This window comes from Clostridium sp. AT4, from assembly GCF_001517625.2.
Taxonomy (GTDB): Bacteria; Bacillota; Clostridia; order Lachnospirales; family Lachnospiraceae; genus Enterocloster.
Genome location: NZ_LN999828.1, coordinates 913,412 through 928,887, shown reverse-complemented (window position 1 = coordinate 928,887; position 15,476 = coordinate 913,412). Strand labels below are relative to the sequence as shown.

Sequence of the window (15,476 nt, the reverse complement as noted above, 5' to 3'; positions counted from 1 at the left end):
CGGTCTGAAATGTTCTTGCTAATTTTCATCGATCAACGGTACGCCTTAAGCGATCTCCCCGTTTCTTCCTCCTCTGATCCGTTCGGATAAAGGCTTTCTGGCTGCCGGCTGCATATCTCTGTATACAAACTCCGGCTCCCCTGTTTTATCGATCACAGCCTTTGTAATGGTGCAGATACCAATGGAATCATCGGAAGGAATCTCATACATCAGATCCATGATTGCGCTTTCCAAAATGGAACGCAGTCCTCTGGCTCCGATCTTGCGCTCTACCGCCAGTCTGGCAATCTCCTCCAATGCTTCTTTGGTAAACTCAAGCTTTACGTTGTCAAGTTCGAACAGCTTCTGGTACTGCTTTGTCAGAGCATTCTTCGGCTCAGACAGGATGCGCACCATAGCTTCCTTTGTCAGCTGCTCTAAAGATACCTCTACCGGCACACGACCGATAAACTCAGGGATCAGGCCGAATTTTGTCAGATCCTGAGGCTCTACCTTGCGCAGAAGCTCATCAATATCCATCTCATTGCGGTTTACCACCTCAGCATTAAAGCCGATAGAGCCAGCGCTGATGCGCTGTTCCACGATCTTTTCCAGACCGTCAAAGGCGCCGCCGCAGATAAAGAGGATATTGGTGGTGTCGATCTGGATCAGCTCCTGATGAGGATGCTTTCTACCTCCCTGAGGCGGAACGCTGGCAACGGTTCCCTCCAGGATTTTAAGAAGCGCCTGCTGTACGCCTTCGCCGGACACGTCGCGGGTAATGGAAACATTTTCTGCCTTTTTGGTGATCTTGTCGATCTCATCAATGTAAATAATGCCGTACTCCGCACGGTTTACATCGTAATCAGCCGCCTGGATCAGCTTTAAGAGAATATTTTCCACGTCCTCGCCTACATATCCTGCCTCTGTGAGGGCCGTAGCATCTGCAATGGCAAAGGGGACATTCAAAATCTTCGCAAGGGTCTGTGCAAGATAGGTTTTACCGGAGCCCGTGGGGCCGATCATCAGGATATTGCTCTTCTGCACATCCACATCCATATGCCTGCAGGAGGTGACGCGCTTGTAGTGATTGTACACGGCAACAGAAAGAACCTTCTTTGCCGCCTCCTGTCCAATCACATACTCATCCAGAAATGCCTTGATCTCCTTTGGCTTTAACAGATGGATATCATTTAAGACAGAAGCCTCCTCTGCATCTCCCTCTAACTCCTCCTCCAGAATCTCAGAGCACAGTTCAATACACTCGTCACAAATATATACATTACTGTCGCCCGTTCCGGCAATCATCTTGCGTACCTGATCCTGCGTCCTTCCACAGAAGGAACAGCGGATCGTGTCATCTGGTCTAACTGGCATACTATACCTACCCTTTCCTATCTCCTAACTCTTCTCAATGATGTGTGAGGATCTCATCGATCAGGCCGTATGCCTTTGCTTCCTCAGCAGACATATAGTTGTCGCGCTCCGTATCCCGCTCGATCTCCTCAATGGATCTGCCTGTATTGGCTGCCAGGATCTCATTTAACTTTTTCTTGGTCTTTAAAATATTTTCAGCTACAATCTTGATCTCTGTCGCCTGGCCTCTGGCTCCGCCGGAGGGCTGATGGATCATGATCTCGGAATTGGGAAGAGCAAAGCGCTTGCCCTTTGTTCCTCCTGCAAGAAGGAATGCACCCATGCTGGCTGCCATGCCGATGCAGATCGTAGACACATCGCATTTGATGTATTTCATGGTGTCATAAATAGCAAAGCCTGCGGATACGGAACCGCCGGGGCTGTTGATATAAAGGTGGATATCCTTGGAAGGATCCTCCGCCTCCAGAAACAGAAGCTGAGCCACAATAATGCTTGCGGAAGTATCATTTACCTCTTCGCCCAGGAATATGATACGCTCCTTTAACAGCCTGGAGTAGATATCGTAGGAACGCTCTCCCCTGCTGGTCTGTTCAATGACATAGGGTACTAAACTCATGTAACCATCCTCCTGTAATTCTGTATAATAAAACACTTATTTTCAAAATGAAACCAGGGAGATCCTCCCTTTCCTGCGCCTTTCAGACACACGAAAGAAGGGATCCCCCTGCCATCCTGTGTGGATTAAACCAGCTTAGCCTCGGATACTAACAGATCAACTGCTGCCTGAACTGCAAGGTCCTGCTTCATCTGGTCCTTATCGCTGTCCGTCATGTAGCTCTTAAGTTTGTCAGCCTCCATCTTGTAGGCCTCAGCCATCTTTGCGATCTCCTCATCTAACTTCTCCTCAGAAGTCTCGATGTTCTCAGCCTTTACAACTGCCTCAAGAACCAGTCTGGTCTGGATGCGCTTTACAGCCTCAGGACGCATCTGATCCTTCATCTGATCTGCAGTCATGCCTGTGTACTTCATGTACAGATCCATGGACAGACCCTGGCTCTGCATACGCTGTGCAGTTTCCCGAAGCATGTTGTCAACCTGAGCGTCGATCATCTTCTCCGGAATCTCCATGGAAGCATTCTCAACTACCTTTGCAACTACGCGGTCTTCATTCTGGGAAGCGGCTGCCTTCTCTTTTCTCTCCTGGAGCTTCTTCTCGATATCCTGCTTGTACTCATCCAGAGTATCAAACTCGGAAACCTCAGATGCGAACTCATCATCCAGGGCAGGAAGCTCTTTTACCTTGATCTCCTTTACAGTTACCTTGAACATAGCAGGCTTTCCTGCCAGCTCTGCTGCATGGTACTCAGTTGGGAAGGTAACGTTTACTTCGCACTCCTCACCGATGTTCTTGCCGATGAGCTGCTCCTCAAAGGTATCGATGAAGGAATGAGAACCAATGGTTAAAGGATAATCCTCAGCCTTTCCGCCCTCAAAGCCCTTGCCGTCTACAAAGCCCTCAAAGTCGATGACAGTCTGGTCGCCGTCAGCTACCGGACGATCCTCAACAGTCAACAGTCTTGCATTCTGCTCCTGTACTCTCTTAAGCTCTGCCTCAACATCCTCAGCAGTTACAGCAGCGTCTGCCTTCTCAACCTCAACGCCCTTGTACTCGCCTAAGGTAACTTCCGGCTTAACAGCAACTAATGCGCTGTAGATGAATGCCTGATCCTTACCAATCTGCTCTACTGTGATCTCCGGTCTGGAAACGATATCCAGTCCGCTCTCCTTCATAGCCTCAGCATAGGTAGAGTTGATCGCTTCGTCAGCAGCATCCTCATAGAATACAGCCTCACCGTACATCTTCTCGATCACAGCCTGAGAAGCCTTGCCCTTACGGAAGCCGGGGATTGCAAAACGGTTCTTTGTCTTGTTGTAAGCCTTCTTGATCGCAGCCTTAAAATCTTCTGCGCTGACTTCAACGGTCAGCTTAGCCATATTTTTCTCTAACTTTTCTACCTGTACACTCATTATTACGGGTTCCTCCTTAAAATATATGTGATTCGCCCATAACCATGAGGGCGCTACACTTCAATGTAGCATTATATCATGGAGACGGGAAAAAGGCTAGTATTTTTTGAAAAAGTTAAGCAGATCCGTCTATTTTGCCTGATTGTACTGGATCGCAGCCCTAAGGCCGGCAGCATGCTGGGATCCTAAAAGAAGGCGTACCAGTTCCAGGCCCAGATCCAGCGCATAGCCAAGTCCTCTGGCTGTAGTGATATTTCCGTCTGTCACTACGCCCTGCAACGTATGGGAAGCCCCGTGAAGCATGTCTTCAAAGCCGGGATAACAGGTGGCAGTCCGTCCTTTTAACAGATCCATCTCTCCCAGGATACTGGGAGCCGCGCAGATGGCCGCCAGCCTCCTGCCCTGCTTATTAGCACGGCAGATGGCTTCAGACAATCCCTCATGTGCTTTTAAGTTGCTGGTTCCGGGCATCCCTCCCGGAAGAAACAGTACGTCCGCCTCATCCGTATTTACCTCTTCAAAAAGAACGTCTGCCTGAAAGTGGATTCCGTGAGCGCCGGTAATGTCTTTCCGGCCCATCACCGATACCAGTTCTGTATCCACGCCGGAACGCCTCAAAACATCCACCACTGCAAGACACTCTACTTCTTCCAGTCCGTCTGCCACAAATGCAAAAACCTTTGACATAATATATTCTCCCTTTATCTTATATGGACATTATTTTATCATTTCTCCCTTTCCCTGAAAAGAGATAAATGATATGATAGTCTGCGTAAAATAAAATGAAAAATAGGTAAATCTCACAAAGGAGGTTATTGAATGGAAATCGAACGCAAATACAAAATCGCCCGGTTAGAGGATCTTCCGAAAAACTACCGGGCCTTTCCCTGCCATGCCATTGAGCAGGCTTATCTGTGCACCGATCCTGTCGTGCGCATACGCCGGGAGGATGATTCCTATTATCTCACCTACAAGGGAAAAGGACTCCTTGCAAGGGAAGAGTATAATCTTCCGCTCACAAAGGAGTCCTATGAACATCTTTTAAAAAAAGCTGACGGCCTGGTTCTCACAAAAGTACGCTGGCTTCTTCCCCTGGAGGGCCAAACCGGTCTCACCATTGAACTGGACATCTTCCAAGGATACTACCAGGGACTGATTTTAGCCGAGGTAGAATTTCCTACTTTGGAAGAAGCAGCTTCCTTTACGCCGCCGGACTGGTTCGGTGAGGACGTCACCTTCTCGGGACTGTATCAGAACAGCCGGCTGTCACAGGCTGCAAAGGCGTAAACCGTTTTCAGCCTTTAAGCATACCTGCTACAACCACAATCACAAACAGCACACACAGGCCGAAGATAATTCGATCCATGGTCTTTACAGAAACGTGCACATGGTCATACAGACGTTCCTTGAGCGGAAGCTTCCGGAGCCGTTCATTCTCCTCCCGAAGCTTCCTGTTTTCTTCCTTCAGCTGATTTAATTCTTCAGCTTCTATTCTCTTCCCTGTCTTTTCTTCCATGTAAATTACTTCTTTGCAATGTACTTTCTGATATCCAGGGCAATTGCCACTACGATAACGATACCCTGTGCAATATACTGGTAGTTTGTATCAACGCCCAGATACTGCAGACAGGTCTTTAAGATCTCAAATACAAGCACACCGATCAGTACGCCGGAAATACGTCCGATACCGCCGTTTACAGATACACCGCCGATGGTACATGCTGCGATGGCCTCCAGTTCCCAGCCCTGTCCCATATTTACAGAGGAACCGCCGGACTTGGCGCCTACCAGGAATCCGCCTAATGCGTATAAAGCTGCTGCTGTGATGTAAATGATGATCTTTGTCTTTTTGGTATTAACACCGGAAACCTCTGCTGCCTGCTCATTTCCGCCGATGGCATACATATATTTTCCATGAGGCATCTTATTGTATACGAACCACATAATGAGGCCCACAACTAAAGCAATGAGGAACAGATAGGGGATTCCAAAGAATTTACCCTTTGCGATGATGGTGTAATCCGGACGGTAGCCGCCGATTGGGGTTGCATCCGTATATACCAGGCAGACACCGTATACGATCAGCTGCATACCCAGAGTTCCGATAAATGCGGGAACCTGTAAGAAGGAAACAACCAGACCGTTTATCAGGCCAAATAAACCGCAGACAACAACACAGATTAAAAGAACTGCTGCAACCCACCATGCGCCAAAATTTGGAAGTCCTTCCCAGAACTTTCCGCTGTAATCCGGCTTCTGCAAAAGCGTACCTGCAATACATGCCGCAAGACCTACCATACGTCCTGCTGAAAGGTCGGTACCCTTTGTAATCAGACAGCCCGACACACCGCAGGCAATGATGAAACGGGGAGCTACGTTCAAAGCAATGTTTATAAAGTTATCAGGCGTTGCGAATGTAGGCTGCATAATACTTGTGTAAATAGCCAGCAGTACAAGAACAACGATAATTCCATTATTGATAAGAAAATCTTTTACATTAATTTTTTTAGCTGTCATGACTTAAACCTCCTGTTTGGCATCTTTGGCTGACTCGCCCTGAAGATCGAACTGGGTCGCATAGGACATAATCAACTCCTGAGTTGCTTCTTCACCCTCTAATTCTCCTGTTATATGTCCGTTGCACATTACGATAATGCGGTTGGACATACCGATTAACTCAGGCATTTCGGATGAAATCATAATAATTGACTTACCCTGCTTCACAAGATCAATCATAATCTGATAAATCTCATACTTAGCTCCTACGTCAATACCTCTTGTAGGCTCGTCCATGATCAGGATATCGGGATTATTTGCAAGCCATCTGGCGATGATAACCTTCTGCTGGTTTCCGCCGGACAGAGACCGGATCAGCGTCTTTCCGCTGGGCGTCTTGATGTGCAGCTTGTCAATACTGTCCTTAACAACATCATTTACCTTCTTTTTGTCAATTTTTCCCATATGGGTGTAATTTTTATAAGATGCAATAGCAGTGTTGTCGTCAATACTGAGGCAGCCAAAAATACCCGTTCCTCTTCGATCCTCTGTAATCATGCCAACTGAATCATTAATTGCATCCTGAGGGCGCCGGATGACCCGCTTTTCACCCAGAATTTCAATTTCACCGCTGGCAATATGGCGCATACCAAAGATAGCCTCCATCAGTTCCGTTCTCTGCGCGCCCACCAGTCCACCAAAGCCAAGGATTTCACCGCGTTTAAGCTCGAAAGAGCAGTCCTGGAAAGAACGCTCATGAATACTGCTCAGATGGCTGACCTTCAAAACAGTTTCATTTGTCCGGCAGTCTGCCTTAGGAGGATATACATTTGTGAGTTCACGCCCAACCATTTGCTTTACGATTTCATCATCCGTGATATCCTTTACTTCCCAGGAGCCTACATAGGTTCCGTCACGCATGATGGTAATATCATCCGCAATCTGGCGGATCTCAGCCATTTTATGGCTGATATATATCATAGAAACGCCTCTTGATTTCAGATCCCGGATAATGCGGAACAGCGCCTCTACCTCATTATCAGTCAGGGAAGAGGTTGGTTCATCCAGAATTACCAGTTTTGCATTCTGGCTGACTGCTTTTGCAATTTCCACTGACTGCATCTGTCCTATTGATAAGGTTCCCAACTTTGCTTTGGGATTAAAATTCATTTTTACATCTTTCAGCCACTTTTCTGCTTCCTTATTCATGGCAGCATGGTCTACCATCCTAAAGGGGCCAAATCCCTTCATAGGATATCTTCCCAGATACATATTTTCTGCAATTGAACGCTCCGGTATGGGCTGCAGTTCCTGATGAACCATGGCAAGCCCCTTATGAAGAGCATCATCCGGATTTGCAATCTCCACTTTTTCTCCATCAATAATGATCTGGCCCTCGTCCATTTTATAAATACCAAACAGGCATTTCATCAGAGTAGATTTACCAGCTCCGTTCTCCCCCATCAATGCGTGAACGGTACCGGGACGTACTTTTAAATGTATTCCATCCAGTGCCTTTACGCCAGGGAATGACTTACTGACCCCTACCATTTCCAGTCTGTATTTTTCCGCCATCCCGTTACTCCTTTCAAATCCATTTTCCTTTGCCGGCTTCGTTCCAAAAAATCGGGTGTGTCAGCGGACACACCCGTTTTCCAGTCTCCAGATGCCAATTAGTTCAACTTGTCCAGAATATCCTGAGCATTGTCCTTGGTAACCTTTACATAGTCAACCATATTTACAGGCTCTACCTTTTCTCCCTTTAAGAAGGATACAGCACAGTTTGCTGCCATCTCTGCCTGAGAGAAATGATCGTTAAATACAGTACCTGTCTGTTTGCCGTCGATTACGTTCTGGACAGCCTCTGTCAGAGCATCAACGCCTACCAGATAAATATCTTCATTTACGGTACGTCCGGCTGCCTCAATTGCCTGTAAAGCGCCAAGAGCCATCGCATCGTTATTGCAGAAAATAACCTCGATCTTATCACCGTGCTGTGTCAGGGCATCCTGTGCGATCTGCTGTGCCTTAGCCTGATCCCAGTCACCGCGCTGCTTTAACAGTTCTTCAACTTCCATACCTGCGTCGGTCAGAGCCTTAACAGAGAACTCAGTTCTGTACTGAGCGTCTACGTTCTCCGGATCGCCCTGGATCATGATATAGGAAACCTTTCCGTCTCCATTGATATCGCCCTTATTGGCTGTCTCTAAAATTTCCTCACCCTGGAATGTACCGGACTGTCTTGCATCGCATCCAACGTATGTAGCCTGAAGTCCGTCTGCAGACCATCTGTCCTCTTCTGCCACATCCGGCTCACGGTTGATATATACTACAGGGATTCCGGCTTCCTTACACATATCTGTAACTTCCGGCGCTGAAGAAGCCTGTACCAGATTCAGGATCAGAACATCATACTTCTGAGTAATAAAGTTCTGAATCTGGTTGGTCTGCTCTGCCTGATCTCCCTTGCCATCCTGAATAACAACATTTTCCTTCTTGAAGCCCAGTTCCTCAACCAGATATCTCTGTAACTCATTTCTGTACAGAGTCATGAAGTTATCATCAAATTTGTAAATGCTGATACCAATCTTCTTATCAGCAACATCAGAAGCGTCTACGGCTTCAGCAGCCTTCTTTGCATCCTCTTTTGCCGCCTCTGTAGCAGCCTCTGTTGTCTCCTCTTTCTTGGCCTCTGTCGTTTCTTCCTTTGCTTCGGTAGCTGCTGCTGTCGTCTCCTTTGCACCGCCGCCGCATCCAACCATAGAAACTGCCATTGCAGATACCATTGCAGCTGCTGCCGCCTTCTTAAATAATCTCATATTGTACATCCTCCCTTATACATTTTTGTCGGCTTTTGTCTGTTTTTCCCTGTCGACAAATATATTATATGTCTGTTTTATATGTTTTTCTATATAATTTTCTAAGATTAACTATAAATTTTCTTTGATTTTGTGTTTTTTTACAGTTCATCTCCATATCATCAGGTTTTTATTTCACAAAAACCACAAATGCCTTCTGGAAAACCCTGCATTTCCTGACCTCCGGCAGTGCTACTCATGAACCAGTACCCTCTGCGGACACCAGCAGTACGGAGATTCCGGAAGTTTTTCTTTTTCCCCGCTTCCGGAAAGGGCTGATGCAATTTCAAAAATGGCACTCGCATATTTTCTTCTGTCCGCTTCCACAGTTCCGAGAAGCTTTCCATTTTTCAATGCTTCGACTCCTCCCGGAGTACCGTCAATTCCTACAAGCTTGACCGCACCGTCCAAAATCCCGGCTCGCTCTATCGCATCAAGCGCGCCGAGAGCCATTTCGTCATTATTGCAGATTACCACCTCAATCTGCTCCCCATACGTTTCAATCCACTGTTCCATAAGGGCAGATGCCTGGCTTCTTTCCCAATTTGCAATCCCGCCCGTAAGTTTTTGCAAAGGAACGCCTCCGTCTTTAACCGTCTGAATCGACCACTCTGTACGAATCAGGGAATCTTGATGGCTGGTTTCCCCTTCCAGCAGCACATAGCTTACCCGGCCATCTTCATTGCGGTCCAGAGAGAATGGATTCTTTTGATAGGCATCCACCAGAATCTGTCCCTGTAAAACAGCCGTTTCCTTTGCATCAACCCCTACGTAATAGAGTTTTTCCCATCTCTTCAAATCTTCTTCCACCGGTTCACGGTTAAAAAATATCACCGGCGTATTCGCAGCCATCGCCTTGTCAATAACTACAGAAGCCGCAAAACGGTCTACGATATTTACACACAGTGCATCACAGCCCAGAGCCAGCTGACGCTCCACCTGGCTGCACTGTGTATTCTGGCTGCCCTTTGCATCCAGAATATTAAGCGTTACCTCAACGCCCGTTTCCTGCTCATATTTCCTTGCCTCTTCCTGGATTGATTCCTGAAGCATACTGATAAAAGCATCATCCCCCTTATACAAAAAAACTCCAATACGAATTTCTTTTTTTTGATCCATATTACCCGTATTTTTACTGCAGCCTCCAAGCCCCACAAGCAGGGCCGAAATTGCCAGTCCTGCCGTCAGCAAACAAACTCCGTTTCTTTTCATATCCGCTTTCTCCTTCCCGCCTCAGCCAATCGGGTAAAATATCCGTTCGTTTTCCTTCTCACGGATTGTTTTCCGGTCAACATAAACCGGAGCCAGACGATGCTGCTGCTTCTGCCGAATCCCTCCTATTGCCTCCACTGCCCGCTGCAGGCTTAAATACCCCTGATCAAAACGGCTGCAGTCAACGATCCCGGTAATAATTTGCTCATCCAGCTTTTCAAGCAGATACAACGAACTTCCAATCCCGTAAATTCCCCTTACATTTTTCTGATAAACCGTACTTCCATCCAGAATTTTCGCCGTCTGTACAAGAGCCCCCTCATCCAGTGCAATCACTGTAACAGGAACGCCTCCGGGATAAACCGTTTCCTCAATTGTCTGACGGAACGCCTTACCGGAGGAATCCTCAATCAGCCTGCTTTTTATCCCTGCTTCATTCAAAACCGCGCATACGCCGTCATACACTTCCGAATTATCCGAAAATTCCAGTCCTTCTGTAAACAGGCAGACAGACGCTTTTTCTTTGTTTTCCTCCAACACGGCCTGTCCCAGAAGACGCCCGGCTTCATAACTGTCCATAGATACCGTATCTACCACATGCTCACTTACTGCTGTGCCATTTAAAAATATGACCGGACAGCCCGGATTTATTTCATCCAACGCCATAGCTGCTTCTCCTGCCTTAACCGGCGCCATAACCAGTGCTTTCGCTCCGTTTTTTATTTCACGGACAACCCGTTCCATCTGATCTTTCTGGTCTTTCTCTTCATAAAGCGTAACAAAATTCACGTCCAACCTGTATTCCTCAGCAGCCTTATCCATCCCTTTTTTAAAACCTGCATAAAGCTCATCACTTTTTTCCTGAATAATAACAGATACCGGATATACCTGTATTTTTTTTTCTTTAATAATCAGATTCGTGGAAGACAAAAGGAACAGGGTAATCAGTATAACCCCCCAGCCATACCAGAAAATATTCTCTCTATTTGACATCATACCCTCCTTTCCTCACCTGCTCATAGGGAACCGCTGGCAAGTGGGCAGTCACCTTCGTCCCCTCATCGGGTTCTGATTCGATAATCAGTCCGTAACCGCTGCCAAAATACAGCCTGATTCGTTCATTCACATTTTTAGCTCCAATACCTGAGCCCCTCCGTGATGAGATATGTTCTGTATCCTCAAAGAGCCTCTGCACCTGCTCCTCTGTCATACCAAGCCCATTGTCCTCCACACAGAGAAACAGCTCTGAATTCTGTCTCCACGCCCTGATATAGATTTCTCCGTCTCCATCCATAAATTCCATACCATGATAAATTGCATTCTCCACCAATGGCTGCAAAATCAACTTCAAACTGGCAAGGCCAAGTACCTCTTCCTCCGCCTCAATTGAATATGTAAATTTGTTCTTATACCGCATATGCTGAATCATCAGATAATTGCGTACATGCTCCAGTTCATCCGCTACTGTTATGATGCTTTTTCCTCTGCTCAGGCTGATACGGAAAAAACGTGCCAGGGCCGTCACCACCCTGACTGCATCTCCCTGTTTTTCATTTTCAATCATCCATACAATAATATCCAGCGTATTGTAGAGAAAATGGGGGTTAATCTGGGACTGCAGCGTATCAAATTCACTTTTTCTTTTTGATTCATGCTCTGCAACAATATCATCCATCAGTTTTCGGATCTGTCTGGCCATATTATGGATAGATTCTCCAAGATGGCGTATCTCATAAGAACCGTTTCCCGGAACCTCAGCATTTAAATCCCCTTCTTCGATTTTTTTTACTGATTTTTCCAGTTCCTTAATCGGATTCGTAATTTTAGAAGAGATATAAGAATTAATAATTGAAAGAATAAACAGAATAAATGCAATAATAAACACAACAAGAAGTTTTGTTTTAATACTGTTTAACGCCATTCCGTCTACAGGCATCACACCTACAACTTTCCAGCCGGTATACCCCACTGTTTTTACCGTCACTATTCTCTTTTGCCCTTCAAAAACCTCCTGATGATTTCCTTCTTTATAGGATGCCGCCTGATAATTGTTTTCCGCATGCACTCCCGAATACAGCAGCTGTGCCATGGGGTGATATATAATTTCCCCATTCCCATCCATCAGATAGACATATCCCTGATTTCCCAGAGTAACTCCATCAAAAAATTGCTCCAGGCCGTCATAACGTATATCAATAAGAAGTACGCCCTGATCTGTATAGGGTCCTTTTGTTATCTCTACAGATCTGGAGACGGAAATCACCCATCGGTACTGCTTTCCCGCAGCATCAAATATATACTGTACATGAGGAGAGGAAAAATGAATATTTTCTGTTTTTTTCAAGGTTTCCTTAAACCATTCCTCCTCCGCCACATCCACATGATTCTTCAATCTGGCTGCAGGCACTGCCTCCAAGAGCATTCCCTGTTTTGACAAAAGGGCAATATTCTCAATCATATCCTTATTACTATCATATAAAAGCGTAATCTCCTGATTGATAGAATCATCTGACAGATCTGCATTTTTTATAACTCCGTAATAAATGGAGTCTGACAGCTTCATAATTGTCCGCAGATAGGAATCCATAGAGCGGGTTATCTGATTAATCAGAATCTGATTTTCCTCCTGTATGGTAGACGACATCTGGCCGGACAGTCTTGTATACAGTGAAACACCTATAAATACACTGGCCGCTAAGGCGGTCAGCGTAAAATAGATAAAAATAATATAACGGATACTGGCATTGGCAATCCGTTCTTTCAGTTTTTCAAACACAGCCCTCTCCTTATACTCTATTTGGCTCCCCTGAATTTCGTAGGCGATACCCCGAAACGCTTTTTAAAAACATAGCTGAAATAGTTCTGTTCCTGATACCCTACCTTTGCGGCAATCACATAGGTTTTATCGTCGGTCTTGTTTAAAAGCTCCACCGCTTTGTCAAGACGTACCTCTGTAAGATAGGCAATATAGGTTTTCCCTGTTTCCCTGCGAAACATCGTGGAAAAATACGCCGGGCTCATGTGCAGGTGACGGCAGATCTGTTCCACTGACAGCTCCGGTTCCTGATAGTGATCCAGAATATACTGTCTTGCCTCCCGTATCACCTGCTTCATGGTATTATCCCTCTCCCGGTTCATAGCCTGATGAACGTAGAGGGCTGTATTTAAAAGCCAGATGGAAAAATCCTCCTTTTTCTGCAGGCCAGGGAGCATCTCAAGGCTTCCGTTTTCCTTTAACTCTCCGTTAAACACAGCCTCCATATCCAAATCATACAGCTGCAGCAGCTGGATCATAGAATTTGCCACCGACAGCATATACGCCTGCTGCTGGCGGAAATGAACCTTTGCATCATTCATCCTGTCCATGATCTGAGCCACAGCCTTCTCAATCTTTTCTTTGGGGCCGAATTTAATAGCTGCCGTCAGCTCCGCTTCTGTCTTGCCGTCAAGCTCCAGCTTTCCCCGGCTCACCGGCTCCATATCATTAATATAAATGGTACTTCCAATGCCTACGATGGCCTTATACCCCAGGGAATTGACCGCTTCCTTATATGAATCGCAGATCCGGCAAAGACGTGGGGAATTATTTCCAATACCAATGGTAACAGGCACTGCAAGGATCTTTCTGGCTTCTTTGCAGATATCCCCCAGGACGTCAATGAGGCCTGTCTGGCTGTTTTCCCCGTCAATGGCAGCGATTACCGACAGACCGGACTCCTGGACGCCTGCCGTATTAAAAAGAGCAAAACGGCAGTAAGCACCCAGCTTTTCCCCCAAAATCTGCATCACGGAAATGGGGATCAGATCCTTTTCCTGATGAATGGCCAGCTGGCCCATGCGCTCCTTTTCCGGCTCCTCGATGTCAATCGCAGCAGCGATCCACTTCTTGGCTCCCAGAAGATCCAGATCGTATTCCCGCATCCGGCTTTCCACGATTGCCGGATCCATGGAATGGCTTACAAGTTCATTTAAAAAGTTTTCCCTTAAAATAGGAAGGCTTCTGATATAGTTCTCTCTCAAAAGGTTTACATTCCGCTTCTGCTCGATTTCCTGATCCAGATTCACCTTGATCCGTTTTAAGATTGCTGTCAGTTCCTCCACATTCACAGGCTTTAAAATGTACTCTGTCACGTTGAGCTTAATGGCCTGCTTGGCGTACTCGAAATCATCAAACCCCGAAAAAATAACGATTTTCATGGAGGGGTATTTCTGCCGGATCCGCTCTGCAAGGGTAAGGCCGTCCATATAGGGCATACGGATATCGGTCAGCACTACATCCGGCTCCAATGCCTCGATCTTTTCCAGCGCATCCTCTCCGTTTTCCGCATCTCCTGCCACAAAAAAACCGGCCTCTTCCCAGTCAATCTTTCGGATAATGCTCTTTCTTACTTCTTCTTCATCATCCACCAGGATGATACGGTATAATTCCATATGCAGTTCCCCTCTCCCAGTCTGTCTTACCGCCCGCTCATCCAGCCGTCATTTCCTCCAAGGACGCGCTCCCGGCTGTAAGGTTCCAGCTCATCTTCAGAAAGAATCCTTACCCATTCCGGACGCTCCTCAGGCACAGCTCCAGGGCCCGTGCTTCCTGCCTCGGCGAAATACAGGGTGTCATGCGCCTCCCGTTTGCCCCAGTCATGCCATCCTTCTCTGCGGATATGCTCCTCCATGCGGCAGTGCAGCAGCACGGTTTTTGCAAAATTTCTCCATGGACGGCCCAGATAAACGCTCCTTGGAGGACAGTTGCCTGTAAAATGGCAGCCCTCAAATACATAGCCATATTCCTGTCCCTCAGGAGTAGATGCCGCGGTCACATATCCGTTAATCTCCCGGCCAATATCCTGGGAATACAGCTCACAGTTTTCAAAATATGCCGTGGCGCTTCCAAAAATAAAATCAATATCTCCCCTTATAAAGCAGTCCTTGTAATAATGACGGCCATTGATCCTGGGGGCATACTGCTTGGGGCCGATAAAACCGTTTGGTTCGATTTCCTTTGGCGGAAGGGGACCTGTAAAAATGGTGTCCTGGCTGGCCAGCATCCGGCAGCGGTCAAACAGGATCCTGTCTCCATCCACATAAAGGGCCAGAGCCTGTCCCACTAATGCCCCCAGTCCGGCGCTGTTTTCAAAGGTCAGATTTCTGGCCGTAAAATCATGCGTGTCAATTAAGACAGAATAGCTGCGGAAGGTACCTCTGCGGCTTCCATCTTCCATCTCCATCTTGGCTCCCAGATTATAGGTGATCACTGTTTCATTCATATCCTCGCCCTCAAACGTTACAAAGGGCCGGCGGATAGTCAGGCGTTCCTTATATACACCTTTTTTTATGTAGATAAGCGCCGGCTCCCCTTCTTCTCCCAGAGCTGCCAATGCCTCTGTAACAGTGGAATAATCTCCGGTTCCGTCTTTGGCTACCACAAGGGTAAAGGGCTTTTTTTCTGTCATATCTTCTCTCTCCTGTCTGATAAAATTGTCCTATTTTTATCCTTTGTATTTGGAATTATTATACAATGAATTGTCATTT

14 protein-coding genes are annotated in these 15,476 nt (G+C 46.6%); 1 reads left to right on the top strand and 13 read right to left on the bottom strand.

Features of this window, described 5'->3' with window-relative positions:
- Window positions 1–45: 45 nt before the first annotated feature.
- The 4 genes from clpX to BN3656_RS10575 form a co-directional block, all read right to left on the bottom strand.
- Window positions 46–1,356, bottom strand: a complete 1,311-nt coding sequence (gene clpX / locus BN3656_RS10590) for an ATP-dependent Clp protease ATP-binding subunit ClpX (RefSeq protein WP_066547721.1) — start codon at window positions 1,354–1,356, stop codon at window positions 46–48.
- A gap of 34 nt (window positions 1,357–1,390) precedes the next feature.
- Window positions 1,391–1,972 carry an ATP-dependent Clp endopeptidase proteolytic subunit ClpP gene (clpP, locus tag BN3656_RS10585; protein ID WP_066547717.1) on the bottom strand — a complete coding sequence of 194 codons (582 nt, stop codon included), beginning with the start codon at window positions 1,970–1,972 and terminating at the stop codon, window positions 1,391–1,393.
- 125 nt (window positions 1,973–2,097) lie between these two features.
- A complete protein-coding gene (gene tig / locus BN3656_RS10580) occupies window positions 2,098–3,384 on the bottom strand; it encodes a trigger factor (protein ID WP_066547714.1) in 1,287 nt (428 codons plus the stop codon).
- 129 nt (window positions 3,385–3,513) lie between these two features.
- Complete coding sequence (locus tag BN3656_RS10575; RefSeq protein ID WP_066547711.1) at window positions 3,514–4,071, bottom strand: DJ-1 family glyoxalase III; 558 nt, start codon at window positions 4,069–4,071, stop codon at window positions 3,514–3,516.
- Window positions 4,072–4,203: 132 nt separating this feature from the next.
- Between BN3656_RS10575 and BN3656_RS10570 the strand changes: the two genes are divergently transcribed.
- Entirely contained in the window at window positions 4,204–4,671 is a 468-nt protein-coding gene (locus BN3656_RS10570; protein WP_066547709.1) for a CYTH domain-containing protein, read from the top strand.
- Window positions 4,672–4,678: 7 nt separating this feature from the next.
- On the opposite strand, the gene BN3656_RS10565 is transcribed toward BN3656_RS10570, so the two are convergent.
- The 9 genes from BN3656_RS10565 to BN3656_RS10525 all read right to left on the bottom strand — a co-directional run bounded on the left by BN3656_RS10565 (window position 4,679) and on the right by BN3656_RS10525 (window position 15,397).
- On the bottom strand, window positions 4,679–4,900 hold the full coding sequence (locus BN3656_RS10565) for a hypothetical protein (protein WP_066547705.1): 222 nt from the start codon (window positions 4,898–4,900) through the stop codon (window positions 4,679–4,681).
- Between the two features lie 5 nt (window positions 4,901–4,905).
- Window positions 4,906–5,901: a hypothetical protein gene (locus BN3656_RS10560; protein WP_066547702.1), complete on the bottom strand. Its 996-nt coding sequence runs from the start codon at window positions 5,899–5,901 to the stop codon at window positions 4,906–4,908.
- Between the two features lie 3 nt (window positions 5,902–5,904).
- Window positions 5,905–7,455 (bottom strand): sugar ABC transporter ATP-binding protein, encoded by a 1,551-nt coding sequence (locus tag BN3656_RS10555; RefSeq protein ID WP_066547699.1) that lies wholly within the window; start codon window positions 7,453–7,455, stop codon window positions 5,905–5,907.
- 98 nt (window positions 7,456–7,553) lie between these two features.
- On the bottom strand, window positions 7,554–8,699 hold the full coding sequence (locus tag BN3656_RS10550; RefSeq protein ID WP_066547698.1) for a galactose ABC transporter substrate-binding protein: 1,146 nt from the start codon (window positions 8,697–8,699) through the stop codon (window positions 7,554–7,556).
- Window positions 8,700–8,930: 231 nt separating this feature from the next.
- The gene (locus BN3656_RS10545) at window positions 8,931–9,950 is read right to left on the bottom strand and encodes a galactose ABC transporter substrate-binding protein (RefSeq protein ID WP_066547695.1); all 1,020 of its coding nucleotides are present in this window, start codon (window positions 9,948–9,950) and stop codon (window positions 8,931–8,933) included.
- A 21-nt stretch (window positions 9,951–9,971) separates the two neighbouring features.
- On the bottom strand, window positions 9,972–10,943 hold the full coding sequence (locus tag BN3656_RS10540) for a substrate-binding domain-containing protein (RefSeq protein ID WP_066547693.1): 972 nt from the start codon (window positions 10,941–10,943) through the stop codon (window positions 9,972–9,974).
- The gene (locus tag BN3656_RS10535) at window positions 10,933–12,726 is read right to left on the bottom strand and encodes a sensor histidine kinase (protein WP_066547684.1); all 1,794 of its coding nucleotides are present in this window, start codon (window positions 12,724–12,726) and stop codon (window positions 10,933–10,935) included. Before BN3656_RS10535 ends, BN3656_RS10540 begins: the two co-directional genes overlap by 11 nt.
- Before the next feature lie 17 nt (window positions 12,727–12,743).
- Complete coding sequence (locus BN3656_RS10530) at window positions 12,744–14,381, bottom strand: response regulator (protein ID WP_066547681.1); 1,638 nt, start codon at window positions 14,379–14,381, stop codon at window positions 12,744–12,746.
- Window positions 14,382–14,407: 26 nt separating this feature from the next.
- Window positions 14,408–15,397, bottom strand: a complete 990-nt coding sequence (locus BN3656_RS10525; RefSeq protein ID WP_066547678.1) for a pectinesterase family protein — start codon at window positions 15,395–15,397, stop codon at window positions 14,408–14,410.
- Window positions 15,398–15,476: the final 79 nt, after the last annotated feature.